Source organism: Methyloceanibacter sp. (genome assembly GCF_051306395.1).
In the GTDB taxonomy this organism is placed as follows: Bacteria; Pseudomonadota; Alphaproteobacteria; order Rhizobiales; family Methyloligellaceae; genus Methyloceanibacter.
The window spans coordinates 34,400-56,692 of sequence record NZ_JBPPND010000022.1; the positions used below are offsets into that span (position 1 = coordinate 34,400).

General features: G+C 64.3%; 27 protein-coding genes. 11 read left to right on the plus strand and 16 right to left on the minus strand.

Annotation, left to right across the window (positions count from 1 at the left end):
• Positions 1-15 precede the first annotated feature (15 nt).
• Positions 16-738, plus strand: coding sequence for an endonuclease III (gene nth / locus ACSLE4_RS02140; protein ID WP_435902846.1), 723 nt, complete (start codon positions 16-18; stop codon positions 736-738).
• Between the two features lie 106 nt (positions 739-844).
• Positions 845-1,048: a YMGG-like glycine zipper-containing protein gene (locus ACSLE4_RS02145; protein ID WP_435902847.1), complete on the plus strand. Its 204-nt coding sequence runs from the start codon at positions 845-847 to the stop codon at positions 1,046-1,048.
• 19 nt (positions 1,049-1,067) lie between these two features.
• Here ACSLE4_RS02145 and ACSLE4_RS02150 read toward each other — a convergent pair whose 3' ends face one another.
• Positions 1,068-1,757 (minus strand): sulfate transporter family protein, encoded by a 690-nt coding sequence (locus tag ACSLE4_RS02150; protein WP_435902848.1) that lies wholly within the window; start codon positions 1,755-1,757, stop codon positions 1,068-1,070.
• 107 nt (positions 1,758-1,864) lie between these two features.
• Here ACSLE4_RS02150 and ACSLE4_RS02155 point away from each other — a divergent pair, with 107 nt between their 5' ends.
• Positions 1,865-2,863 carry an adenosine kinase gene (locus ACSLE4_RS02155; protein WP_435902849.1) on the plus strand — a complete coding sequence of 333 codons (999 nt, stop codon included), beginning with the start codon at positions 1,865-1,867 and terminating at the stop codon, positions 2,861-2,863.
• 144 nt (positions 2,864-3,007) lie between these two features.
• Positions 3,008-4,084 carry a hypothetical protein gene (locus ACSLE4_RS02160; RefSeq protein ID WP_435902850.1) on the plus strand — a complete coding sequence of 359 codons (1,077 nt, stop codon included), beginning with the start codon at positions 3,008-3,010 and terminating at the stop codon, positions 4,082-4,084.
• A 6-nt stretch (positions 4,085-4,090) separates the two neighbouring features.
• On the opposite strand, the gene coaA is transcribed toward ACSLE4_RS02160, so the two are convergent.
• The 7 genes from coaA to hisB form a co-directional block, all read right to left on the minus strand.
• Positions 4,091-5,044, minus strand: coding sequence for a type I pantothenate kinase (coaA, locus tag ACSLE4_RS02165; RefSeq protein ID WP_435902851.1), 954 nt, complete (start codon positions 5,042-5,044; stop codon positions 4,091-4,093).
• Between the two features lie 21 nt (positions 5,045-5,065).
• Positions 5,066-5,383 (minus strand): phosphoribosyl-ATP diphosphatase, encoded by a 318-nt coding sequence (gene hisE, locus ACSLE4_RS02170; protein ID WP_435902852.1) that lies wholly within the window; start codon positions 5,381-5,383, stop codon positions 5,066-5,068.
• A 54-nt stretch (positions 5,384-5,437) separates the two neighbouring features.
• Complete coding sequence (gene hisF / locus ACSLE4_RS02175; RefSeq protein WP_435902853.1) at positions 5,438-6,214, minus strand: imidazole glycerol phosphate synthase subunit HisF; 777 nt, start codon at positions 6,212-6,214, stop codon at positions 5,438-5,440.
• A gap of 4 nt (positions 6,215-6,218) precedes the next feature.
• Complete coding sequence (gene hisA, locus ACSLE4_RS02180) at positions 6,219-6,977, minus strand: 1-(5-phosphoribosyl)-5-[(5-phosphoribosylamino)methylideneamino]imidazole-4-carboxamide isomerase (protein WP_435902854.1); 759 nt, start codon at positions 6,975-6,977, stop codon at positions 6,219-6,221.
• Positions 6,978-6,984: 7 nt separating this feature from the next.
• Positions 6,985-7,635, minus strand: coding sequence for an imidazole glycerol phosphate synthase subunit HisH (gene hisH, locus ACSLE4_RS02185; RefSeq protein WP_435902855.1), 651 nt, complete (start codon positions 7,633-7,635; stop codon positions 6,985-6,987).
• A gap of 3 nt (positions 7,636-7,638) precedes the next feature.
• Positions 7,639-8,142, minus strand: coding sequence for a DUF2628 domain-containing protein (locus tag ACSLE4_RS02190; RefSeq protein ID WP_435902856.1), 504 nt, complete (start codon positions 8,140-8,142; stop codon positions 7,639-7,641).
• Positions 8,143-8,272: 130 nt separating this feature from the next.
• Entirely contained in the window at positions 8,273-8,887 is a 615-nt protein-coding gene (gene hisB, locus ACSLE4_RS02195) for an imidazoleglycerol-phosphate dehydratase HisB (RefSeq protein ID WP_435902857.1), read from the minus strand.
• A 108-nt stretch (positions 8,888-8,995) separates the two neighbouring features.
• On the opposite strand from hisB, the gene ACSLE4_RS02200 reads away from it, so the two are divergent.
• From ACSLE4_RS02200 to hslU, 3 genes are all read left to right on the plus strand, one after another.
• A complete protein-coding gene (locus tag ACSLE4_RS02200) occupies positions 8,996-9,529 on the plus strand; it encodes a DUF2939 domain-containing protein (RefSeq protein ID WP_435902858.1) in 534 nt (177 codons plus the stop codon).
• An 87-nt stretch (positions 9,530-9,616) separates the two neighbouring features.
• Positions 9,617-10,177, plus strand: a complete 561-nt coding sequence (hslV, locus tag ACSLE4_RS02205) for an ATP-dependent protease subunit HslV (RefSeq protein WP_435902859.1) — start codon at positions 9,617-9,619, stop codon at positions 10,175-10,177.
• A gap of 15 nt (positions 10,178-10,192) precedes the next feature.
• Positions 10,193-11,500, plus strand: coding sequence for an ATP-dependent protease ATPase subunit HslU (hslU, locus tag ACSLE4_RS02210; RefSeq protein ID WP_435902860.1), 1,308 nt, complete (start codon positions 10,193-10,195; stop codon positions 11,498-11,500).
• Positions 11,501-11,514: 14 nt separating this feature from the next.
• Here hslU and ACSLE4_RS02215 read toward each other — a convergent pair whose 3' ends face one another.
• The 3 genes from ACSLE4_RS02215 to ACSLE4_RS02225 all read right to left on the minus strand — a co-directional run bounded on the left by ACSLE4_RS02215 (position 11,515) and on the right by ACSLE4_RS02225 (position 14,118).
• Positions 11,515-12,093: a Smr/MutS family protein gene (locus ACSLE4_RS02215; RefSeq protein ID WP_435902861.1), complete on the minus strand. Its 579-nt coding sequence runs from the start codon at positions 12,091-12,093 to the stop codon at positions 11,515-11,517.
• Positions 12,094-12,131: 38 nt separating this feature from the next.
• Positions 12,132-13,178 carry a murein transglycosylase A gene (mltA, locus tag ACSLE4_RS02220; RefSeq protein ID WP_435902862.1) on the minus strand — a complete coding sequence of 349 codons (1,047 nt, stop codon included), beginning with the start codon at positions 13,176-13,178 and terminating at the stop codon, positions 12,132-12,134.
• 217 nt (positions 13,179-13,395) lie between these two features.
• A complete protein-coding gene (locus ACSLE4_RS02225; RefSeq protein ID WP_435902863.1) occupies positions 13,396-14,118 on the minus strand; it encodes a Tim44/TimA family putative adaptor protein in 723 nt (240 codons plus the stop codon).
• Between the two features lie 284 nt (positions 14,119-14,402).
• Here ACSLE4_RS02225 and secB point away from each other — a divergent pair, with 284 nt between their 5' ends.
• Positions 14,403-14,963, plus strand: coding sequence for a protein-export chaperone SecB (gene secB / locus ACSLE4_RS02230; protein WP_435902864.1), 561 nt, complete (start codon positions 14,403-14,405; stop codon positions 14,961-14,963).
• Positions 14,964-14,966: 3 nt separating this feature from the next.
• Here the strand turns inward: secB and dnaQ are convergent, their stop codons facing one another.
• From dnaQ to ACSLE4_RS02255, 5 genes are all read right to left on the minus strand, one after another.
• Positions 14,967-15,656, minus strand: coding sequence for a DNA polymerase III subunit epsilon (dnaQ, locus tag ACSLE4_RS02235; RefSeq protein WP_435902865.1), 690 nt, complete (start codon positions 15,654-15,656; stop codon positions 14,967-14,969).
• Positions 15,657-15,781: 125 nt separating this feature from the next.
• A complete protein-coding gene (coaE, locus tag ACSLE4_RS02240; protein WP_435902873.1) occupies positions 15,782-16,408 on the minus strand; it encodes a dephospho-CoA kinase in 627 nt (208 codons plus the stop codon).
• Positions 16,408-17,244, minus strand: a complete 837-nt coding sequence (locus tag ACSLE4_RS02245) for a shikimate dehydrogenase (RefSeq protein WP_435902866.1) — start codon at positions 17,242-17,244, stop codon at positions 16,408-16,410. The genes coaE and ACSLE4_RS02245 overlap by 1 nt, the downstream gene beginning before the upstream one ends.
• A 2-nt stretch (positions 17,245-17,246) precedes the next feature.
• Positions 17,247-17,870, minus strand: coding sequence for a Maf family nucleotide pyrophosphatase (locus tag ACSLE4_RS02250; protein ID WP_435902867.1), 624 nt, complete (start codon positions 17,868-17,870; stop codon positions 17,247-17,249).
• Positions 17,867-18,703: a pyruvate, water dikinase regulatory protein gene (locus ACSLE4_RS02255; RefSeq protein WP_435902868.1), complete on the minus strand. Its 837-nt coding sequence runs from the start codon at positions 18,701-18,703 to the stop codon at positions 17,867-17,869. The genes ACSLE4_RS02250 and ACSLE4_RS02255 overlap by 4 nt, the downstream gene beginning before the upstream one ends.
• A 427-nt stretch (positions 18,704-19,130) precedes the next feature.
• On the opposite strand from ACSLE4_RS02255, the gene hemE reads away from it, so the two are divergent.
• From hemE to rho, 3 genes are all read left to right on the plus strand, one after another.
• Positions 19,131-20,171, plus strand: a complete 1,041-nt coding sequence (gene hemE / locus ACSLE4_RS02260) for a uroporphyrinogen decarboxylase (protein ID WP_435902869.1) — start codon at positions 19,131-19,133, stop codon at positions 20,169-20,171.
• A 30-nt stretch (positions 20,172-20,201) separates the two neighbouring features.
• Positions 20,202-20,630, plus strand: a complete 429-nt coding sequence (hemJ, locus tag ACSLE4_RS02265) for a protoporphyrinogen oxidase HemJ (RefSeq protein ID WP_435902870.1) — start codon at positions 20,202-20,204, stop codon at positions 20,628-20,630.
• A gap of 240 nt (positions 20,631-20,870) precedes the next feature.
• Positions 20,871-22,136, plus strand: coding sequence for a transcription termination factor Rho (rho, locus tag ACSLE4_RS02270; protein ID WP_435902871.1), 1,266 nt, complete (start codon positions 20,871-20,873; stop codon positions 22,134-22,136).
• The last annotated feature ends 157 nt before the right edge of the window (positions 22,137-22,293 follow it).

Below are 22,293 nucleotides of genomic sequence, written 5' to 3' on the forward strand. Positions count from 1 at the left end.
GCAAAGCCGGCGAAAATGCCCGGCAGAGCCAGAAGGGCGCCGGGCTCGAAGCTGACCGAGGCCCAGATCGGCGAGATGTTCGCGCGCTTCGAGGCGCGGGACCCCGACCCCAAGACCGAGCTGGAGTATCGCGACCCGTTCACCTTGCTCGTCGCCGTCGTGTTGTCCGCGCAAGCCACCGATACGTCGGTCAATCGCGCCACGCCTGCGCTGTTCGCCCTGGCCGATTCGCCGGAGAAGATGATCGCGCTCGGCGAGGAGGGCGTCAGCGACAAGATCAAGACCATCGGGCTTTACCGCAACAAGGCCAAGAATGTCGTCGCGCTGTCCAACAAGCTCGTCGAGGAGCATGGCGGTGAGGTGCCCTGCTCGCGCGAGGTGCTGGAGACCCTACCCGGGGTCGGCCGCAAGACGGCCAATGTCGTGCTGAATGTCGCCTTCGGCGAGCCGACCATCGCCATCGACACCCATATCTTCCGGGTGTCGAACCGCACGGGACTCGCGCCCGGCAAGACGCCGCTCAAAGTCGAGGAGACCCTGAACCGCGTGGTGCCGGAGCGCTATAAGCACAACTGCCATCACTGGCTCATCCTGCACGGCCGCTATGTGTGCAAGGCCCGCAAGCCCGAATGCTGGCGCTGCATCATCGCCGATATCTGCGTTTTCAAGCCGAAGACGCCAGCCCCCAAGACGCCGGTCCCCAAGACGCCCGCCTCGGAGACGCCCGCCTCGGCTTGAGCCGACGGCCTGGCGGGGCGCGTTGAGGGGCGCCCTCAACCCCTTCATTAGGGCTTTTCAACTATTCTCCGTTTGGGGACCCGCACGTAGCGGGGAGGGGGATGTAGTGAGACGCGTACCTGCCTTCGTATCGGCCGCTCTGGCCGCGGCCTTGGCCGCGGCATGCCTCACGGGCTGCACCACCACACAGAAAGTCGCGAGCGGCGCTGCTGTCGGCGGCGGCACCGGCCTCCTGCTCGGTGGTCCGATCGGCGGACTCGCCGGCGCCGCTATCGGTGCCGTGGCCGTCCCCGTGGCCACGTCCAACTAACTTCTTCGGAAAAATCGGATCAGGCGACCGCCGGGCGTGCGAGCCTGATGCCGGACTTTGCCGCGATCCGTTTCCACATCCGCACCATGAAGCCCGTCGCGAAAACCGGCGTAACCAAGTTCAAGATGGGCACGGACGCGAGCGCCGCGATCACAAAGCCGCAGATCAACACCGTCAGCCGGTTGGCTTTTCGGATGCGCTTCGCTTCCGCCGCGCTGACATGGCGCATGGCCGCGAGCTCGAAATATTCACGCCCCAGCAGATAGCCGTTGCCCACGTAGAACGCGATCAAGTTCACGCCGGGAATGAGCAGCAGAAACAGCGCGATCAAGTTCACCACCAGAACCACCAGGAAGAACTTGATGGCGAGAAAGATCGAGCGCGCGATCGGCAGCTCGCGTCCTGGCGGATCGTGCGGGAAGTTGGCCTGTTCGACCTTGGCGGCGATGTCGTCGATATAAAGCCCGGCGATCAGCGACGTCACCGGCGGGATCAGAAAGATCGACGCCGCGACCAGTGCCAGCCCGCCGAGCCACTGGATCGCGGTCTCGATCCAGTCCGGCCAGGCGACGAAATGGGTGAACGACCATTGGACCGCGACGATCAGTCCCGCAAGGAGCGCGATGGTGAAGCCCACGCATTTCAGCATCACCGAGCGAAACGGCGGCGAGAAGAGTTCCTCGAAGGCTTGACCTGCGGCGGCGAGCATGAACGTTGTCCCTGAGCTTTCGGCACGGCGAATATAGTGGCCTGCGCCCGTGACGCCAGGGCCGGACGCCTCTCCAGATTTGAACGAGAACGGGAGACCCGCGAAGAATGGCTGAAAAAATTTATGCCGTCGTCGGCATCGGCAACGCCATCGTCGACATCATTGCCCGCTGCGACGACGGCTTTCTGTCGAAGCACGATCTCGACAAGGGCTTCATGCGCCTGATCGATGCGGACGAGGCGGCGAGGCTCTACGAGGCCATGGGACCGGCCACCGAGCGCTCCGGCGGCTCCGTCGCCAACTCCATCGCCGGGCTCGCCTCCTTCGGCGCCAAATGCGGCTTCATCGGCCGCGTCGCAGCCGATCAGTTCGGCGGCATCTTTCGTCACGACATCCGCTCGCTCGGCATCGCCTACACCACCGACCCGGCCGATGACGGCGCGCCCACGGCCCGCTGCCTCGTGCTGGTCACGCCGGACGGCGAGCGCACCATGAACACCTTTCTCGGCGCGAGCGTGGATTTCGCCCCCGGCGACCTCGATTCGGATCTGATCGAAGGCGCCAAAATCGTCTATTTGGAGGGCTATCTCTTCGACAAGGACGCGGCAAAATCCGCCTTCCGCGAGGCGGCCAAGCGCGCCAAGGCGGCTGGCGCCAAGGTGGCGCTGACGCTTTCCGACCCCTTCTGCGTGGAACGCCACCGGGACGATTTCCGGAAATTGGTCAAGGAGGACGCCGATATCGTCTTCGCCAACGAAAAGGAGGTCACCACGCTCTACGAGGTGAATTCCTTCGACGAGGCGGCGGATGCGGCGCTGCAGGACTGCGAACTGGCCGTTCTGACCCGCTCCGAAGACGGCTCGATGATCCTAGGTGCCGGAGAAACAACGGAAATACCGGCCGATCCGGTCTCAAAGGTGATGGACGCCACGGGCGCCGGCGACCTTTATGCGGCGGGCTTCCTCTTCGGGCTCACCCAAGGGCTCCCCGTGGAAGCCTGCGGCCGGCTGGGCAGCCTGGCGGCGGCGGAGGTGATTTCCCATATCGGCGCCCGGCCGGAAACGAGCCTGGCCAAGCTCGCGGCGGCGCGCGGATTGCTGAACTAGCGGGAAAAGGCCCCATCCCAGCCTTGTGGCCGATCTGTCACGCAAGGCCGAAATCTTATTGTGACCGCAAGAGATAGCTCCCTGGGCCGGTGATTCCCCTGCTATCTTATCCACAAATCGAAGATGCGCTTTGGGGGCTTATCGATGTTGAGATCATCCACTGTGGTTGCCGCGACGCTGCTGGGAGCCGCCGTTCTGGCGCAGCCCGCTTCGGCGCAGGACTTCACAACCACGACGTTCAGCGGCACGACGATCTGGGTTGGCGGCGGCGTCCAGTTCTTGTCGCTCCCCGACATCAACTTCACCTACAAGCGCAGCGCCAACGGCTCGCTTCAGCGGCAAACCAACTCCCATAACGACTGGCTCGATTTCGGCGGCGCGACCGGCGGCGGCCTCGAGACCGCGCTTGGCTATTGGGGCGGCTTCCGCGTCTCTGGTTCGGTCAAAGGATTCTGGTCGAACGTCGAGGACGATCACACGACCAAGTGCCAGGGCGCTCCCGGATCCGCGCGCTGCGTGATCATCGACCCGAATGACGCATCCGGTGCCGTGGGGTCCTATCTCCGCACCAGGACCGAGCGCGACGCCGACTATTGGGGCGCCAGCGCCGAACTGAAATTCGCCACCGGCGCGCCGAAAGAGGTCAAGCCCGAGATTTATCGCAACGACTATTTCATCGCCGGCTTCGACGTCCGCGGCATCGACCAGGACAACAGGCTTAACGGCGTTCAGGGTCCGCTCGACGTGTTCACCTATCAGGAGACGCTCGATACGACCTATACCGGCGGCTATATCGGCTTCGGCGGTGAGTACAGCTTCGGCTTCATTCCGGGCATCAAGAATGTCGGCGGCTTCTACGACCGTCTGGGCTTGCGCACCTTCGTGAATGCCACGGCCGGTCTCTACAATGCCGAGACCGATTATACCGGCCGCTTCGACTACAGGTTCTTCCCCACCCCGACATCCAACGTGTCGCGGTCGGACGACGACCTCGCCTTCATCGGCACCGTGTCGCTGGAGACCCGCAAGCAGATCGGCGACCGCACCAGCCTGTCGCTGTGGACCGACTACGAGTACATCTCCTCGGTTCCGAAGATGAAATATGCCGGACCCGATGGCCCGACGCGGATTGACGACGAGGCCGTCTTCGCCACCCGCACCATGCTGCGGCTGAACATCGGGCTTGGTTCGCAGCAGCTCTACAACGGCCAGGGCTACTAGCCTCTATCAGAGCTTCCTGAGCGCCACGCTGTCGACGGCATGGTCTGCCCCTTTGCGCAGGATGAGATCGGCGCGCAGGCGCGTGGGCAGGATATTCTCTTTCAGATTGACGAGATTGATCGTCCGCCAGATCGACAGCCCGGTTTCGCGCGCCTCCTCCTCGGACAACGTGGCGTAGCGGTGGAAGTAGGAGGCGGGATCGCGGAACGCGGTCTGCCGCAGGCGCAAGAAGCGCTCGACATACCATGCCTCCACCAGCTCCTCGCTGGCGTCGATATAGATCGAAAAATCGAAGAAGTCCGAGACGAACGGGATCGCCTCGCCGTCCTTCGGCAGCCTGGCCGGCTGGAGAACGTTGAGGCCCTCGACGATGACGATGTCCGGCTGCTCCACCACCAGCGTCTGGTCGGGAAGCACGTCGTAGACGAGATGCGAATAAAGCGGCGCTTCGACTCGCTCCTTGCCGGACTTCACCTCGGCGAGAAAATTGAGCAGCCGCCCCAGATCGTAGCTTTCGGGGAAGCCCTTGCGGGCCATCAGGTCGCGGGCCTCGAGCACCTCGTTGGGAAACAGGAACCCGTCGGTCGGCACGAGCGCCACGTTGGGATGGCTCGGCCAGCGGGCGAGAAGCGCCTGAAGCACGCGCGCCGTGGTGCTTTTCCCCGCGGCGACGCTGCCGGCGAGCCCGATGACGAACGGCATCTTGCCGTTGCCCTTGCGCAGGAACCGCTCCGTATGCCCGTGCAGGCCTTGCGACGCCTCCACATAGAGATTGAGCAGCCGGCTCAGCGGCAGATAGATATCGACCACTTCATCTGTCGAAACGCGCTCGGTCAGGCCTGAAAGATTTTCGAGGTCTGCCTCGGTCAGCGTGAGGGGGGTATCGTCGCGCAGCCGCGCCCACTCGGCGCGCGAATAGGTGGCGTAAGGTGAGAACGCGACGGTGGGCCGGGGGTTCATGACAGTGAGGCGCGCGTTCGGCTAGACCGACGCGGCCTTTCGGCGTTTCTCCTCGGCCGCGACCATGCGCCGCTCCAACTCGTCACGGACCTCATCGAGCGTGACCTCGCGCGATTCCAGCAACACGAGCAGATGGTAGAGCAGATCCGCGGTCTCGGAGACGAGCGCCGCCTTGTCCTGCGCGACGGCGGCAAGCGCCACCTCGACCCCTTCCTCGCCGACCTTCTTGGCGGGCTTGATGGGCTCGGCCAAGAGTTGCTTGGTGTAGGAGTCTTCGGCGCTCGCGTTGCGGCGCGCCGTGATGATCGCCGCCAGCCTATCCAATGCATCCTTGCTCATGCCCTGGCTCATACACTGTGGCGGGGACGGTGGGAATAGGCCGAACGGCCGGCGTTAAGGATCGAGCCGCATCGGCAGCCCGGCATCAGCCATGAACTGCTTCGCCTCGCCGATCGTGTGCTCGCCGTAATGGAAGATCGAGGCGGCGAGCACGGCCGAGGCATGGCCGTCGCGCACGCCCTCCACCAGATGCTTGAGCGTACCGACGCCGCCTGATGCGATCACCGGCACGGACACCGCATCGGCAATGGCGCGGGTCAGTTCGAGATCGAAACCGGCCCGCGTGCCGTCCCGGTCCATCGAGGTGAGCAGGATCTCGCCGGCGCCGAGTGACACCACCTCCTCGGCGTAAGAGATCGCCTCGATGCCGGTCGGCTCACGGCCCCCATGGGTGAAGATCTCGAAGCGCGGCGCCCTGCCGTTGGCGCCCACGCGCTTCGCGTCGATGGCGACGACGATGCACTGCGCGCCGAATTTCTCCGCCGCCCGGCGCACGAGCTGCCGGTCCGTCACCGCCGCGGTGTTGATCGACACTTTGTCGGCGCCTGCTTCCAGCAACGCGCGCACGTCTTCGGTCGAACGCACGCCGCCGCCGACCGTGAGCGGCATGAAGCAGCGCTCCGCCGTGCGGCGGACAATGTCGAGAATGGTGCCGCGCTTTTCGTGGCTCGCCGTGATGTCGAGAAAGCAAAGCTCGTCCGCGCCCGCCTCGTCATAGGCGGTTGCCGCTTCCACGGGATCGCCGGCGTCCTGCAGATCGACGAAGTTCACGCCCTTGACGACGCGGCCTTCCTTCACGTCGAGGCACGGTATGACGCGGACTTTCAGCATGGCCTCAATATTGTCCCGTCGCGCCGTGGCGGGCGTAGCGCTCGGCGATCAGTGCTAGCGCTTCTTTCGCGTCGAGCCGTCCGTCATAGAGCGCGCGGCCCGTGATCGCGCCGTCGAGCTTCTCGTAGCGCGGTTCGAGTAGCCGTTTGATGTCGTCGAGCGAGGCAAGGCCGCCGCTGGCGATAACCGGGATCGAAACTGTCTCGGCGATCGCAAGCGTCGCATCGAGATTGAGGCCTTCGAGCACGCCGTCGCGGGAAATGTCGGTGTGGATGATCGCCGCCACGCCCGCGTCTTCGAAGTTACGGGCCAAATCGAGCGCGGTCATCTCGGAGGTTTCCGCCCAGCCTTCGATTGCCACCTTGCCGTCGCGCGCGTCGATGCCGACCGCGATGCAGCCGGGAAAGTCGTGCGCCGCCTCGCGCACGAGATCGGGATCGCGCACCGCGGCCGTGCCGAGGATCACCCGGTCGATGCCCTTGTCGAGCCACATGGCGATGGTGTCGAGGTCGCGGATGCCGCCGCCGAGCTGAATGGGCAAATGCACCGCCTTGAAGATGGCCTCGACGGCGGCGCCGTTCACCGGCTTGCCCTCGAAGGCGCCGTTGAGATCGACCACGTGCAGCCACTCGAAGCCTTGGTCCTCGAACTCCTTGGCTTGCGCGGCCGGATCGGCGTTGAACACCGTCGCCTGGTCCATCTCGCCCTGGACCAGCCGCACGCATTGTCCGTCCTTCAGATCGATGGCGGGAAACAGAATCATGCGACCTCTACGGCATCCATTTCAGAAAATTGGCGATCAGGGCCAGCCCGAGCTTCTGGCTCTTTTCGGGGTGGAACTGGCTGCCGGCCATGTTGTCGCGCGCGACGAACGCGGTCACCTCGCCCCCATAGTCGGTGGTGGCGATGCGCGCATCCGCGTCCTCGGGCACAAAATGATAGGAATGCACGAAATAGGCGTGCAGCCCTTCGGCGCCCGTCGGAATCCCGTCGAATAGCGCATGCTCGCGCGAAAGCGTGAGCGTGTTCCAGCCCATATGCGGGATCTTCAGCGATGCATCGTCCGGCTCGATGGCGCGCGCCTCGCCGCCGATCCAATCGAGCCCCGGCGTCACCCCGTGCTCCAGACCGCGCGTGGCCATGAGCTGAAGCCCGACGCAAATGCCGAGAAACGGCGTGCCCCGCTCCTGCACGGACTCTTCCAGCGCCTCGATCATACCCTCGATGCTGGCGAGTCCCGCCTTGCAATCGGCGAACGCACCGACGCCCGGCAGCACGACGCGCTCGGCGGAGAGCACCTCGTCCGGCTCGGCCGTGACCTTGATGGAGAGCTTCGAGTCCTGCTCCCGCGCCGCCCGCTCGAAGGCCTTGGCGGCGGAGTGGAGATTGCCCGAGCCGTAATCGATGATGGCGACGTGCATGGTTTACGCTCGCGGAAACGATCCGATGACTTCGTCGCCGCCGCTCGGACGCGTCGGCGTGAGGGCGCCCTTCGCTGCCCCCGTCGCGGGAAGCGGGACGAGGTGCCGCGCGCTGCGGCCCTGCTCCGGTAGCCATGCGGTGAAGAAGGAACGCTCGGCCTCGATGCGGTTGCGCCCCGAGGCCACGCCCGAGAAGCGATAGCCCCGGCGCTGGAGCGCCCAACCGCGTAGATCGTTGGCCTCGAAGGCGAACAAGAGGGTCAGGCCGATCGTCACCAAGCCGGCGAGCTCCTGCCCCGCCTCGCTGGGGCCGAACAGAAACGGCAGGGCGCCGATCACCACCAGGAAGACGATGAGCTCGAGCCACATGCGCCGGAAGATCAGCCACAGCACCGGCACGAGAAGCGCGGGCCAGTTGAAGCCGTCCTTGACGAAGGCGATTCTGTCGGCGCGCGCCTCCACGTCGGCGCCGTCGCCCTCTGGCTCGTAAACGGAATAGACGGTCACTTCATTCCTCGGAACGCGTTATGCCCGGACTTGATCCGCCCTGCGGCCCAAAGCCTTCGGGCGACGGGCCGGGCATCCACACCGTTAGACCTCAGCATCCGAGAGGCCCGCCCGGCAATGACGGGAATCGTTAGAGCTGGCCCTTGGTGGAGGGCACCCGTCCACTTTGCCGCGGATCGATGGCAATCGCTTGGCGAAGCGCGCGGGCGAGCGCCTTATAGCAGGTCTCGGCGACGTGATGGCTATTCTCGCCATAGAGATTTTCGACATGCAGCGTGATTCCGGCATGCTGCGCGAAGGCCTGGAACCATTCGCGGAACAGCTCGGTATCCATCTCGCCGATCTTCGAGCGGGTGAACTCCACGTCCCAGACGAGATATGGCCGGCCCGACACGTCGAGCGCCACGCGGGTCAGGGTTTCGTCCATGGGCAGATAGCAGGCTCCATAGCGGGTGATGCCCGCCTTGTCGCCAAGCGCCTCCGCGAAGGCCTGGCCCAGCACGATCCCGGAATCTTCCGTGGTGTGGTGCTGGTCGATGTGGAGGTCGCCTTCGGCCTTGAGGGTGATATCGATCAAGGAATGCCGGGCCAGCTGCTCGATCATGTGATCGAGGAAGCCGACGCCCGTGGAGACGTCATAGGCCCCCGTCCCGTCGAGATCGACGGTGGCGCTGATCTTGGTCTCCTTGGTGCGGCGTTTGACCGTCGCGGACCGGGAGTCCGTTGATTTGGTTCGCTTTTGCATGTTTGCCAGCATAGCCCACAGGCTGTTAGCAATTCGCTTCTAGCCCCGGCTTATACGCCGCGTCATGCGGCCGTGCTATGCCCCAACACCCATAAATGAGGGAACTCCATGCGCCGCCTGCTTCTGCTGCTTGCCATCCTGATCGCCGCCTATGCCGGTTATCCCTATCTGACGCTCTATTGGCTGGATCAGGCGCTCCTCAACGACGACCAGGAGGCCCTGGAGCGGCTGGTGGATTTCCCGCAAGTCCGGGCCGATCTGAAGGCGGAAATGAAGGGCCATTTGCTCGAAAAGGCCGCCGAGGTCAAAGAAAAACGGCCGATTCTAGGGACTTTCGGGGAAGCTTTGACCAAGCTGTTCGCGCCGGACCTGGTGGACAGCTCCGTGGACGGCATGGTCACGCCCGAAGCCATCTTGAACAATCCCACCGTGGTCGAGCACCGCAAAAAGGACGAATCCTTCGTCGATTTCATCACCTATGCCTTCTTCACCGCGCCGGCCCGGTTCATCTTCGACCTGAAAGACCCGGAAAAGCCCGATTCGCCCACCGTGACCGCGATCATGAAGCTGGACGGCTTCCGCTGGCGCGTCGTGGGGGTCGAGGTCCCGCCCTTGGAACAGCTTCTCTCCAAGGTCCCTTAGAGCCAAGCTGCGCCCTTAAGCAACGTTGGCCCCAATGCCGCGGATAGCTTGACGAACGGGCCGCCCGCGCCGATATCGCATTGCAGCATGTCATCCCATTCCTCCCCCGACACGTGGCACGGCACCACGATCCTGACCGTCCGCAAGGCCGGCAAGGTGGTCATCGCCGGCGACGGCCAGGTCTCCCTCGGCCAAACCATCATCAAGGGCTCGGCGCGCAAAGTGCGCCGCGTCGGTTCCGGCAATGTGATCGCCGGCTTCGCAGGCTCCACGGCGGACGCCTTCACCCTGTTCGAGCGGCTCGAGACCAAGCTCGAGCGTTTTCCCGATCAGCTGAAGCGGGCTTGCGTCGAGCTCGCCAAGGACTGGCGCACCGACCGCTATCTGCGCCGCCTCGAAGCCATGATGATCGTGGCCGACCCGGACGAGAGCCTGGTGCTCACCGGCACCGGCGATGTGCTGGAGCCGGACGACGCGGTGATGGGCATCGGCTCCGGCGGCTCTTACGCGCTGGCCGCCGCCCGCGCGCTCCTCGATACGGACCTCGACGCGGAGCAAATCGCGCGCAAGGCCATGGCCATTGCCGCCAAGATTTGCGTCTACACCAATGACGAGGTGACCGTCGAAATCCTCGACGCCACGAAATAGCAAGTTAGAGAGTCCATGACGTCATTTTCCCCTCGCGAGATCGTTTCCGAGCTTGACCGACACATCATCGGCCAGCGCGACGCCAAGCGCGCCGTGGCCATCGCGCTGCGCAACCGCTGGCGCCGCCAGCAGCTTGAAGGCGACATGCGCGAGGAGGTGCTGCCCAAGAACATCCTGATGATCGGCCCGACCGGCGTCGGCAAGACCGAGATCTCCCGCCGCCTCGCGAAGCTCGCCGGCGCCCCCTTCATCAAGGTCGAGGCCACCAAGTTCACTGAAGTCGGCTATGTCGGCCGCGACGTCGATCAGATCATCCGCGATCTGCTGGAGGCGGGCATCGGGCTTGTGCGCGACGCCAAACGCAAGCAGGTGGAGGCCAAGGCCCAGCTCAACGCCGAGGAGCGTGTCATCGACGCGCTGGTCGGCGCGAGCGCCAGCGAGTCGACCCGCGAGACCTTTCGCCGGCGACTGCGTTCCGCTGAGCTGGACGATAAGGAAATCGAAATTCAGGTGGCCGAAGCGGCCTCCATGCCATCCTTCGAGATTCCCGGCATGCCTGGCAGCCAGGTCGGCATGATCAATCTCTCCGACATGCTGGGCAAAGCGCTTGGCGGCCAGCGCACCAAGCCGCGCAAGGTCTCGGTGAAGGATAGTTTCGAACTTCTCATGGCCGAGGAGTCCGACAAGCTCATCGACGACGACATGATGATCCAAGAAGCGATCAAGATCGTCGAGAATGACGGCATCGTGTTCTTGGATGAAATCGACAAGATCTGCGCGCGCTCCGAGCGCGCCGGCGCCGATGTCTCACGCGAAGGCGTGCAGCGCGATCTCCTGCCGCTGATCGAAGGCACCACCGTCGGGACCAAATACGGGCCGGTCAAGACCGACCACATTCTGTTTATCGCCTCCGGCGCGTTCCACATCGCCAAGCCGTCGGATCTGCTGCCTGAGCTGCAAGGCCGCCTGCCGATCCGCGTCGAGCTGCGCGCGCTCACTGGCGAGGATTTTCGCCGCATTCTCACCGAGCCGAAGGCCTGTCTCATCAACCAATATGTGGCGCTGATGAAGACGGAGGGGCTGACGCTCGTGTTCACCGAGGACTCTATCGACGCCATCGCCGACATCGCCGTCGAGGTGAACACGTCCGTGGAGAATATCGGCGCGCGGCGTCTCATGACCGTGATGGAGCGCGTCCTCGACGAGATTTCCTTCGAGGCCGGCGACAAGCACGGCGAGACCGTGACCATCGACGGCGCCTACGTGCGCGAGCATATCGGCGACCTCGCCAAGAACGCCGACCTCTCCAAGTTCATTCTTTAGGCGCGGGGACCGTCTTATTTGGGGCGGAACTTCCGCAGCCGCACATAGAGTGCGCCTTCGCCGCCGAGCCGGCGCGGCGCTTCCGAGAAGCTGACGATCAGCGGCGCGAGATCGCCGTGTGACAGCCAATGGGGCACCGCTTGGCGCAGCACTCCGCGCGTCTCGTCTTCGTAGAACGTGGAAGGCGTCGCGCGCGGCGACCCCTTGCCGGTGATGACCAATACGTGACGATAGTCTTTGGCTTGCGCCCATTTTAGGAACTTGCGTAAGGCCACGTGCGCGTCCCGCTGGCGCATGCCATGGAGGTCGAGCCGCGCCTCGACCGCCAGCGACCCTTTGCCGAGCTTCCGCGCCGTCTGCCTGTCGAGTCCTGCGTGAGGCGCGTGGCTCGGCCGCGGCGGCAAGACGGGAGCCTTGATCGTCGCCTTCCCGGCGGCGCTCGCCTTCCCGGCGCTCGCCTTGGGCGGCCGGGCGGGCTTTGGTGGCGCCGCGATCCGGGCGACACGGTTCTTCTTCTTGAGCGGCAGCGCGGTCTGAGCCACACGGGCCCAGAGCTCGGCGTCGTCCTCGATATTCGTGTCGCGCTTGCCCATGGGTGCGGACCATAGCGCAAATCCGATTAAGGCTCGGCTTAAGGCTTCGGGAGCAGGACGTGGAACCGCGCTTCGTGCTTCGTGACCCCGGCAATGGCGCCGGCCTCAGGCCCAGAGCCCCAATAGATATCGCCGCGTTCCTTTCCTCTGATGGCGGAGCCCACGTCCTGCGCAATCATCAGCTGGCGGAACGGCTTGCCGTCCGGCGTAGGCGCCTCCGGCGCGGTGACGAACATCGGCGTACCGAGCTTGTGATAGACGGCATCGACGGCGAGGCTGCGGCCCGGTGTGAGCGCGACGCCCTGCGCTCCAACGGGGCCAGCGTCGGCTTCGTCCTCCGGCAATTTGCGGAAGAACACGTAGGACTTGTTCTGGTGCATGAGCGCCCGGCCTCGCGCGGCATCGGCCCGCAACCAGCTCTTGAGCCCTTCCATCGTGAGGCCTCCGGGAGGTTTCTCTCCCCGCTCGGCCAGCAGCCTGCCGATCGACGTATAGGCGTGGCCGTTCTTGGCCGCATAGCCGAGCCGCACCCACGAGCCGTCCGGGAACCGCACGCGTCCCGACCCTTGAATCTGCATGAAGAAGAGTTCGATGGGATCGTCGAGATAAAGCAGCTCGAGCCCTTTGCCCGAAAGCACGCCTGCGTCGATTTCCGCGCGCGTATAATACGGCACAAGCTCGTCGCCGTTCCGGCGCCCAACGCTAAAGCTGGCGTTGTAGAACGCACGCAGTTCATCCGGGGTCACCTGGACGAGATCGTCCGGGCGCCCATAGACGGGTACTTGAAACTCGCTCTTTCGCTCGCGCGAACCGCTCACTTCGGGCTCGTAGTAGCCGGTGACCAGACCTGGCTCTTCCTCCTCGACGCGGTGCGGGACGAAATGTGTTTCGAAGAAGCGCCGCGCGGTCTCACGGTCGACCTCGTTCCCAAGGTTCAATACTTCCCGGCAAGCGCTATTGCTCGTCGGCCGCTTGCGGCATGATTTGCGCAAGACGTCAAAAGCTGCTGCGTGATCGTCGCGGGCCCAGCCTTCGATCTCGCCGAAGCTGACGGGCGTGAGCTTGATGGCGGCCTGATCGTCCACGAGGTACCTCCAAAGGAGGAGCGCAATCGTGGCAGCAGCTATGCCCAGGATCCACAATGCATGCCAGCGCATTGTTTGGGTTCCCTCAAGCTCGACCCGTCATTGCCAGGCTTGACCGGGCAATCTAGTAACCCCTGCGTGCGCGAACCAACCGAGCGCGGTGGTTACTGGATCACCCGCCTTCGCGGGTGATGACACTCTAAATTGAAGAAAAAGGCTAGTTCGCCGCTTCGGTGGCGACGAGCTTCCAGTTCGGATTGCGCGAGGCGACCTCGCGGGCGAAGGTCCAGATGTCGGTGACCTCGCGGACCTTCTTGGGATCGCCTTCGACCACCTCGCCGTCTGCGTCCCGCGTCACCGAGATCAGCTCGCTCACGAACTTCACCGTGACGAGGGCTTGGCGGTCCTTGATCTCGGCCTCGATGATGTCGGCCTTGTCGATGCCGACCAGCGTGGAGGTCAGCGTCTCGCCGCGCTGCTCGCGCTCGGCGATGGCGCGGGTGAAGCCCTCGAGCACGTCCTCGCCCAGAAGCTGCTCCAGCATCTTCCCGTCGCCTTCGGCAAACGCGCCCACGACCATCTCGTAGGCGGCCTTGGCGCCGTCGAGGAACTGGGCGGGATCGAAACTGGGATCGGCCTTGATCAGCGCGGTCAGCGACTTGCTGAGCGGGCTGTCCTTCTTGGCGAAGCGCTCGAGCCGCTCCTCGATATCCTCCGCCGAGGGCCCCGCAGGCTCGTTCGCAGGCTGGCCCGTGCGGCCGCGCGGCAGCGCCACCACGGTCCCCTCCGGCGCGCTCTGCTTGGCGTCGGCGCGCGTATAGGGATCGTAAGGCGGGCGCTCGCTGCCCGTGCGGCGGCCCAGCACGCTGCGCAGCCGGATGAAGATCACGACCGCGAGCACTAGGAACAACAATGTGTAGATATCGAAAGCTTCACTCATGCCTTGCCGCCACCCGCGCCTGACCTAAACCCGCAATCGCTGCGGAATGCTCTAGGGGTTATATCGTCGCGCACCTAGAGATTTTCTAGCGGGAGCCTCAAGCCACGGCCGGAATTTCACGCCCGAACCGTAGCATTTCAGGCCCAACTTAAGGCATTCCCCTATTTGACGCCAACCCTAAAGGGGCTTGCACTTAATTTAGGCTCAAAGCGGATCGCCGCAGCCGAATTGCAGGGCCTCCCGGCCCATGCTAGCCAGCAACCCGGAAACGCGGAGGGAGTTCCATGGCGAAGAAGAAAGACGACGACGGCGCCAACAAGCCGAATGGCGACGGGCCGAAACCGGAGCCCGCGGCGACCGGTTCGGCGGGGCAATCGACGGCCGGCGCCCGCGCCGGGACACAAGCGCAGCTCAATATCCTCGCTCAATACGTGAAGGATCTGTCGTTCGAGAGCCCCGGCGCGCCGCAAACCCTGCAGGGCCCGGGCGATAACCCGCAGCTCAAGATCGGCGTCAACGTCAATGCCGGCCCGCGCGGCGAGGATGTCTACGAGGTCGCCGTTCACCTCGAGGCTCACGCCAAGAGCGACGCCGGCGTGATCTACAATGTGGAACTCGACTACGCCGGCCTGTTCCGCATCAAGAATGTGCCCGAGCAGCTCCTGCAGCCGGTGATGTTCGTGGACTGCCCGACGCTGCTTTTTCCATTCGTGCGGCGCGTCATCTCGGACGTGGTGCGCGACGGTGGCTTCCCGCCGCTGATGCTGGACCCGATCGATTTCGGCAGGCTCTACGCCCAGAACATGGCCCAGGCGCCCCAGGGCACCCCGACCCAGCCCAATTAGCGCTTACGCGTAGCGCAGCCACAGCGCGTCGTTGCCGAGGCTCGCCACGAAGGCGCGATGCGCCTCACGCTCTTCGAGGCTGATTCGCGCGGCGAGCGGCGCGGGCCGGGGCCGCACCGCGATCTCCTGAGCCTGAAGGATCGCGGCCTGCGCGCCGTTGGCGGCAAATTCCAGCCGGGCCTGGTGGCCGCCCACGAGTTCCACATAGACCGAGGCGAGCAGCCGGCAGTCGAGCAGCGCGCCGTGCAAATCGCGCTCGCCGAGATCGACCCCGTAGCGCCGGCACAGCGCATCGAGGCTGGCGGGCGAGCCCGGATGCCGCCGCCGGGCCAGCGCCAGCGTATCGACAACCCGGTCCCACCTGATGACCGGCCGCGCGATGCGCTCAAGCTCCGCGTTGAGAAAGCCGAAATCGAAGGTCGCGTTGTGCATGACGAGCATCGCGCTTTCGACGAATTCGAGGAACTCATCCGCCTTGTCGGCGAAGCGCGGCTTGTCGCGCAGGAAATCGGCGGAGAGTCCATGCACGGCGTAGGCCTGTTCGGGCACGTCGCGCTCGGGGTTCAAATAGCAATGCCAGGTGCGCCCCGTGGCGATGCTGTTCACCAGCTCCACGCAGCCGATCTCGACGACGCGGTGTCCGTCGAAAGGGTCGAGCCCCGTGGTCTCCGTATCGAGAATGATCTCGCGCACCAGCTCATTCCATTTCTGTCATTGCCCGGCTTGACCGGGCAATCCAGTAACCGAGGCGTTGGAAGACTTCAGACTGCAGTGGCTACTGGATCACCCGCCTTCGCGGGTGATGACGAGTCCGTGGCCTACTCCGGCTGCCAGTGGCGCAACCGCTCCATGACGTCGCCATCGCGAGTTTGCAGCGATTCGATCAATTGATCGAGTTGTGCGTGCAAGTTCTCCAGGCCCGAGCCGCTCTCGACCACATGGTCGGCCCGGGCGCGCCGGTCGGCGTCGGAGAGTTGGCGGGCCCGCAAGGCCTCGAATTTTTCGAGGCTCATGCCCGGCCGGTCCAGCACGCGCTCCCGCTGCACATCTTCCGGGGCGGACAGTGCAACCGTCACGTCGATCCGCTTCTCGGCGCCCGTCTCGAACAGGAGCGGGATCTCCAGCACCGCGAGCCTTGCGCCCGTCATTTCCTGCTCGCGCAGGAAATCGATCTCGGCTGCGACCACCAGCGGATGCACGATGGCCTCGAGCGCCTTGAGGCGCTCCGGCTTGCCGGCCACTTCCTTGCCGAGCAATACCCGGTCCACCCGGCCCTCGCGCACCGTGCCGGGAAAGGCGGCCTCGATGGCCGGCACGGCCGCATTCTCATAGAGCCGATGCACATAGGCGTCGGCGTCGAATACCGGCACGCCGCGGCGGCGCAAATGGGCGGCCGCCGCGCTCTTGCCCATGCCCATGCCGCCGGTGAGCCCGAGGACCAGCATCATGTCTCTCCGAGCGTGGCCACCACATGCGCGCGCAAGGCGGGCGTCACGTGGGGCCGCACCCCGAACCAGCGCTCGAACCCCGGTACGGCCTGATGCAGCAGCATGCCGAGCCCGTCGACCACCGCATTGCCGCGCTTGGCTGCCTCCACCAGAAGCGGCGTCAGCAGCGGCGCATAGACGATGTCGGCGACGACGGCGCTTCTGGGCAACGCGGAAATATCGATATCGAGCGGCGGCTGGCCGGTCATGCCGAGGCTCGTGGTGTTGATCAGGAGACCGCAGGCCGAGAGCGTCGCCGCCCGCCCGTCCCAATCGATCGACTCGATCTGCGGCCCGAAGACGCGCGCGAGCGCCTCCGCCTTCGCCTTCGTGCGGTTGGCAAGCAGGATACGCGGGACTCCGGCCGCGAGCAGACCGTAAAGGATCGCCCGCGCCGCGCCTCCCGCACCCAGCACCATCGCCGCACCGATCCCTTCGTTCCATTGCGGCGCTTCGGCGTCCAGATTGGTCACGAAGCCATAGGCGTCCGTGTTGCTCGCGTGGAGCGACCCCTTCTCGTCGAGCCACAGCGTGTTGGCCGCGCCGATGGCAAGCGCCGCGGCGTCCGCCGCGCCGGCCGCGCGCAAGGCCGCTTCCTTGTGCGGCAGGGTCACGTTCGCGCCCACATAGCCGTGGCCGGAAAGCTCCTGGAGAAAGCGGTCCAGATCCTCGGGCTTGACCGCCTCCTTTTCATAGGCGCCGTCGATCCCGTATTCATCCAGCCAATAGCGGTGGATCACGGGCGAGCGCGAATGCTCTACCGGCCAGCCGATCACGCAAGCGCGGCGGGTCATGCTCAACCCTCGATCACGCCCTCGCGCCGAAGCGTATCGAGGAGCGGCAGGAGCGGTAAGCCAAGGATGGAGAAGAAGTCGCCATCGATTTTCTCGAAGAGCTGGATGCCAAGCGACTCGATCTGATAGGCGCCGACCGAGCCGAGCACCGCCTCGCCCGCGGCGGCAAGATAGTGGCCGATGAATTCCGGCGAGAGCTTCCGCATGGTGAGCGTGGCAACATCCGTGTAGGCCCAGACCGCCGCGCCGTCTTTCGCGACCGCAACCGCCGTGTGCAGCTGGTGCGTCTTGCCGTTGAGGTCGAGCAGCTGCTTTCGCGCCGCCTCCATGGTTCCGGGCTTGGACAGGATCCGGTTTTCGAAGGCGAGGATTTGATCTCCGCCGATCACGACGGCGCCACGTGCCAAATCGCTCACGGCTTCCGCCTTGGCGCGGGCCAGCACTTCGGCGACGTCATGCGGATCGAGCGTCTTCTCGCCGCCGATCGCCTCGCGCATGGTGTCTTCGTCGAGACCGGGCGCTTCGGCGATATAGGAAAGCCCGGCCGAGTCCAGGAGCCGCGCCCGGGTCTTGCTGGTCGAGGCCAGGATGAGAGGCGGGCGTCCTGCTTGCAAGATGCCGGTCATGCTTCGAGCGCCGGCGCTTCGCGGTCGTGATAGAGCCGGATGATGCCGGCGGCCGTCTCCTCGATTGAGCGGCGGGTAACGTCGATGATCGGCCAGCCGTGCCGCGCGCAAAGTTGCCGTGTCTGGGCGATCTCCGCGGCGATCGCATCCCGGTCGACATATTCTTCCAGATGACCGTGGGCCTGTTCGATGACGCGGTTCTGGCGAACTTGGGCGATGCGCTCCGGGCTCGCCACCAGCGCCACGACGAAGGCCTTCGTCTTCCGCTCGAGCTCCGGCGGCAGTGTTATGCCGGGCACCAGCGGCACGTTGGCCGTCTTGAACCCGCGATTGGCCAGATAGATGCTGGTGGGAGTCTTCGAGGTGCGGCTGATGCCGAGCAGGATAATGTCCGCATCGTCCAGACTCTCCGGCAGGTGCCCATCGTCGTGCATCATGGAGAAGTTGAGCGCCTCGATGCGGCGGAAATAGTCGGCGTCGAGCTGATGCTGTCCGCCGACGGTCGGCGTCGAGGCCATGCCGAGATAGGAATCGAAGATCTGCAAGACGTGCTTGAGCGGCGCCACGCAAGGCACTTTGAGCTGCTTGCAGGACTGCTCCAAGGCTTCGGCAAGCGTGCGGTTGAACAGCGTGTAGAGCACGATGCCCGGCGCCGCCTCCACCTCCTTGAGCACCCGGTCAAGCTCTCGGCGGCTTCGCACCAGCGGATGCAAATGCTCGATGGGGCGCACTTCCGCGTATTGCACGCCCACGGCCCGGGCGATCGTGGCGAGCGTCTCGCCGGTCGCATCCGAGATCATATGCAGGTGAAAGGTGCGCTGTTGGATATCCATGTATGGCCTTTGGATAACCGGGGCGGGTTAACGGAGCAACATCGTGGGGTCGGTCACCTCTCCCCGCTGACCCGGAACAGTCCGCCGACTTCTTCACAGATTCGCTTGTGTCGAGAACGTGACGACTTTTTCAAGTCGGCCCACAATACCTTTTTGATCCCCAGCTCTAAAGGACAGATACCCACAAGCGATCAAGCATTCGTCCAGAGCCAGAGCGCATGAAAAAGCTCTTTTGTGGCGGGTCCTTGACGCTCTCTTTAAGGCGACCAAGCCACAGCCCCGCCCATTTATCTTCAAACCGTCAAACAGCCCGCAAGCCACCCTGTCGAGAGACTGGTGATGAATGTGAATGTCCGCTATCCACGCCCTAATAATAAAAATAACAGAAACCCTTTTAGAGACTCTCTTTATTAGTTTTAGAGAGACCATGTCCTCACCACACGCTCCTCTCCTCGCCGCTTTGAAGGGCGATCGTTGCAGCCCCCCGCCGCTCTGGCTCATGCGGCAGGCCGGGCGCTATCTGCCTGAGTACCGGAAGGTGAGAAGCGGGGTCGCGTCGTTTCTCGATCTCTGTTTCACGCCGGCGCTGGCTGCGGAGGTGACGCTTCAGCCCTTGCGGCGGTTCCCGCTCGATGCGGCGATTGTGTTCTCGGATATCCTCGTCGTGCCCCATGCGCTTGGCCAGAAGGTCGCCTTCGTCGAAGGGGAGGGTCCGAAGCTCGAGGCCGTGAAGGATGGCGCCGCCATCGCCAAACTTACGGACGAGAACGCGGCCGTGCATCTCGCGCCGGTCTACGAGACGGTCGAACGTGTGGTGGCGGAGCTCCCGGCATCCGTGCCGCTGATCGGGTTTTGCGGCGCGCCGTGGACGGTGGCCACCTACATGGTCGAGGGCGCCGGCAGCAAGGACCAGGCCGCGGCCCGCGGCCTTGCCTATCGCGAGCCGGAAACGTTCCAGCATCTTATCGATCTTCTAATGGAGACCTCCGCCGCCTATCTGGTCGGCCAGGTCGAGGCGGGTTGCCGGGTGCTCCAGATCTTCGACAGCTGGGCGGGAAGCTTGCCGGAGGATGAGTTCGAGCGCTGGTGCATCGCGCCCACCAGGGCGATCGTGGACCGGGTGAAGGCCAAGGCCCCCGATATTCCGATTATCGGTTTTCCGAGAGGATCGGGGCCGCTCGCGGAGCGTTACGCCTCCAAGACGGCGATCGACGCCATTGGTTGCGATACGAGCCTGCCGGTGGGTTGGATCCGCTCCGCCCTGCAAACCCGCCTGCCGGTTCAAGGTAATCTCGATCCTGTCCTGCTGGCCGCCGGAGGCCCTCGGTTCGAGGCCCGCGTCAATTGGATCCTGGAAACGCTGGGGGAGGGACCTTTCATCTTCAATCTGGGCCATGGCATTCTGCCGGAGACCCCCATCGAACATGTCGAGAGGTTGGTCGCGCTGGTCAAGGACGCGCCCGCCTGACCCTCCTGCCCTACACCCTTTGGGAATCCTATGTTTCTTGCCTATATCAAGGCCTTCCACATCATCGCGGTGATCGCCTGGATGGCGGGCGTGCTCTATCTGCCGCGGCTATTCGTCTATCACGCGGTCAGCGAAAAAGGCTCGGCGCAGGCGGAAACCTTCAAGATCATGGAGCGGCGTCTGCTCCGCTTCATCACCACCCCGGCCATGGTCGCGGCCTGGATTTTTGGCCTTATTCTGGCCTTTTCCGTGGTTGATTGGGCGCATGCTGGCTGGTTCCACCTAAAGCTGCTGCTGGTTGTGGTCCTGTCCGGCTTCACCGGCGTGCTCGCCAAATGGACGAGAGAGTTCGCGGCGGATCGAAACACGCACTCGCAGCGTTTCTACCGCATCGCCAACGAGGTCCCCACGCTCCTGATGATCGCCATCGTCATCCTGGCCGTCGTGAAACCGTTTTAGATCGAGGAGGCTCAAATCTGTTTCCGCGTACCGTAAGGGTCTGCTATAAGACGAGTCGCATCCATTCCGGGACGCCCGTCGCGGTCCGGCCTTTCTCCCATAAAAGATCGGTGTACTTGGACTGGAGCAGGCGTCTGAACGCCTTCCCGCCAAGGCACCCAATTTTCCCCTTCTGCTGATCCCGCGCTTCAAGCAGCGCGCATCAAACATCAACATTTCCATCTCTTGGAGTAGCAGCGCATGCAGGAAATGAAGCTGCAAGAATTGAAGGCCAAATCGCCGACGGAGCTTTTGAGCTTCGCCGAGGAGGTCGAGGTCGAGAACGCGAGCGCCATGCGCAAGCAGGAGCTCATGTTCGCGATCCTGAAACAGCTCGCCGCCCGCGACGTGGACATCACCGGCACGGGCGTGGTCGAGGTGCTGCAAGACGGCTTCGGCTTCTTGCGGTCGCCCGATTCGAACTATCTCGCCGGGCCCGACGATATCTACGTCTCGCCCTCGCAGATCCGCCGCTTTGGTCTGCGCACCGGCGACACGGTCGAAGGCCAGATCAGAAGCCCCAAAGAGGGCGAGCGCTATTTCGCGCTTCTCAAGGTCAACACGATCAATTTCGAGGAGCCCGAGAAGCAGCGCCACAAGATCCATTTCGACAATCTGACGCCGCTCTATCCCGACGAGTGGCTCGAGATGGAGACCGAGGACCCGACCCGCAAGGACAATACGGGCCGCGTCATCGACATCGTCTCGCCCATCGGCAAGGGCCAGCGCGGGCTCATCGTGGCCCAGCCGCGCACCGGCAAGACGGTGATCCTTCAGAACATCGCCCACGCCATCACCGCCAATCATCCGGAGTGCTACATGATCGTGCTCCTGATCGACGAGCGGCCCGAGGAAGTGACCGACATGCAGCGTTCCGTGAACGGCGAGGTCGTGTCCTCGACCTTTGACGAGCCCGCGTCGCGCCATGTGCAAGTCGCCGAGATGGTCATCGAGAAAGCCAAGCGCCTGGTCGAGCATGGCCGGGACGTGGTCATCCTGCTCGATTCGATCACGCGCTTGGGGCGCGCCTACAACACGGTGGTGCCGTCCTCCGGCAAGGTGCTCACCGGCGGCGTGGACGCCAACGCGCTCCAGCGCCCGAAGCGTTTCTTTGGTGCCGCGCGCAATATCGAGGAAGGAGGCAGCCTCACCATCATCGCCACCGCGCTGATCGACACCGGCAGCCGCATGGACGAGGTGATCTTCGAAGAGTTCAAGGGCACGGGTAACTCGGAAATCGTGCTCGACCGCAAGGTCGCCGACAAGCGTGTCTTCCCCGCGATCGACATCGCCCGCTCCGGCACCCGCAAGGAAGAGCTTCTGGTCCCCGCCGATCAGCTCAAGAAGATGTACGTGCTCCGCCGCATCCTGAACCCCATGGGCACTATGGATGCCATCGAGTTCCTCATCGACAAGCTGAGGCAGACCAAGAACAACGCCGAGTTCTTCGACTCGATGAACACGTAGGGCAGTCCGTCATTCCGGCGCAAGCCGAATCCAGTGTTTATATCCTCGGTTCACTCTACCCTTGTCATGGCCGGGCTTGTCCCGGCCATCCACGATTTCATTCTTTGACAGACGCAATGCGTGGATGCCCCGCACTGCGGCCGGGCATGACGGAGTT

What these genes read in the sequence shown, in the direction of transcription:
- nth (WP_435902846.1), top strand. Translation starts at nt 16, where the DNA reads ATGCCCGGCAGAGCCAGAAGGGCGCCGGGCTCGAAGCTGACCGAGGCC.
- ACSLE4_RS02150 (WP_435902848.1), bottom strand. Translation starts at nt 1,757, where the DNA reads ATGCTCGCCGCCGCAGGTCAAGCCTTCGAGGAACTCTTCTCGCCGCCG.
- ACSLE4_RS02155 (WP_435902849.1), top strand. Translation starts at nt 1,865, where the DNA reads ATGGCTGAAAAAATTTATGCCGTCGTCGGCATCGGCAACGCCATCGTC.
- ACSLE4_RS02160 (WP_435902850.1), top strand. Translation starts at nt 3,008, where the DNA reads ATGTTGAGATCATCCACTGTGGTTGCCGCGACGCTGCTGGGAGCCGCC.
- coaA (WP_435902851.1), bottom strand. Translation starts at nt 5,044, where the DNA reads ATGAACCCCCGGCCCACCGTCGCGTTCTCACCTTACGCCACCTATTCG.
- hisE (WP_435902852.1), bottom strand. Translation starts at nt 5,383, where the DNA reads ATGAGCAAGGATGCATTGGATAGGCTGGCGGCGATCATCACGGCGCGC.
- hisF (WP_435902853.1), bottom strand. Translation starts at nt 6,214, where the DNA reads ATGCTGAAAGTCCGCGTCATACCGTGCCTCGACGTGAAGGAAGGCCGC.
- hisA (WP_435902854.1), bottom strand. Translation starts at nt 6,977, where the DNA reads ATGATTCTGTTTCCCGCCATCGATCTGAAGGACGGACAATGCGTGCGG.
- hisH (WP_435902855.1), bottom strand. Translation starts at nt 7,635, where the DNA reads ATGCACGTCGCCATCATCGATTACGGCTCGGGCAATCTCCACTCCGCC.
- hisB (WP_435902857.1), bottom strand. Translation starts at nt 8,887, where the DNA reads ATGCAAAAGCGAACCAAATCAACGGACTCCCGGTCCGCGACGGTCAAA.
- ACSLE4_RS02200 (WP_435902858.1), top strand. Translation starts at nt 8,996, where the DNA reads ATGCGCCGCCTGCTTCTGCTGCTTGCCATCCTGATCGCCGCCTATGCC.
- hslV (WP_435902859.1), top strand. Translation starts at nt 9,617, where the DNA reads ATGTCATCCCATTCCTCCCCCGACACGTGGCACGGCACCACGATCCTG.
- hslU (WP_435902860.1), top strand. Translation starts at nt 10,193, where the DNA reads ATGACGTCATTTTCCCCTCGCGAGATCGTTTCCGAGCTTGACCGACAC.
- ACSLE4_RS02215 (WP_435902861.1), bottom strand. Translation starts at nt 12,093, where the DNA reads ATGGGCAAGCGCGACACGAATATCGAGGACGACGCCGAGCTCTGGGCC.
- ACSLE4_RS02225 (WP_435902863.1), bottom strand. Translation starts at nt 14,118, where the DNA reads ATGAGTGAAGCTTTCGATATCTACACATTGTTGTTCCTAGTGCTCGCG.
- secB (WP_435902864.1), top strand. Translation starts at nt 14,403, where the DNA reads ATGGCGAAGAAGAAAGACGACGACGGCGCCAACAAGCCGAATGGCGAC.
- coaE (WP_435902873.1), bottom strand. Translation starts at nt 16,408, where the DNA reads ATGCTGGTCCTCGGGCTCACCGGCGGCATGGGCATGGGCAAGAGCGCG.
- ACSLE4_RS02245 (WP_435902866.1), bottom strand. Translation starts at nt 17,244, where the DNA reads ATGACCCGCCGCGCTTGCGTGATCGGCTGGCCGGTAGAGCATTCGCGC.
- ACSLE4_RS02250 (WP_435902867.1), bottom strand. Translation starts at nt 17,870, where the DNA reads ATGACCGGCATCTTGCAAGCAGGACGCCCGCCTCTCATCCTGGCCTCG.
- ACSLE4_RS02255 (WP_435902868.1), bottom strand. Translation starts at nt 18,703, where the DNA reads ATGGATATCCAACAGCGCACCTTTCACCTGCATATGATCTCGGATGCG.
- hemE (WP_435902869.1), top strand. Translation starts at nt 19,131, where the DNA reads ATGTCCTCACCACACGCTCCTCTCCTCGCCGCTTTGAAGGGCGATCGT.
- hemJ (WP_435902870.1), top strand. Translation starts at nt 20,202, where the DNA reads ATGTTTCTTGCCTATATCAAGGCCTTCCACATCATCGCGGTGATCGCC.
- rho (WP_435902871.1), top strand. Translation starts at nt 20,871, where the DNA reads ATGCAGGAAATGAAGCTGCAAGAATTGAAGGCCAAATCGCCGACGGAG.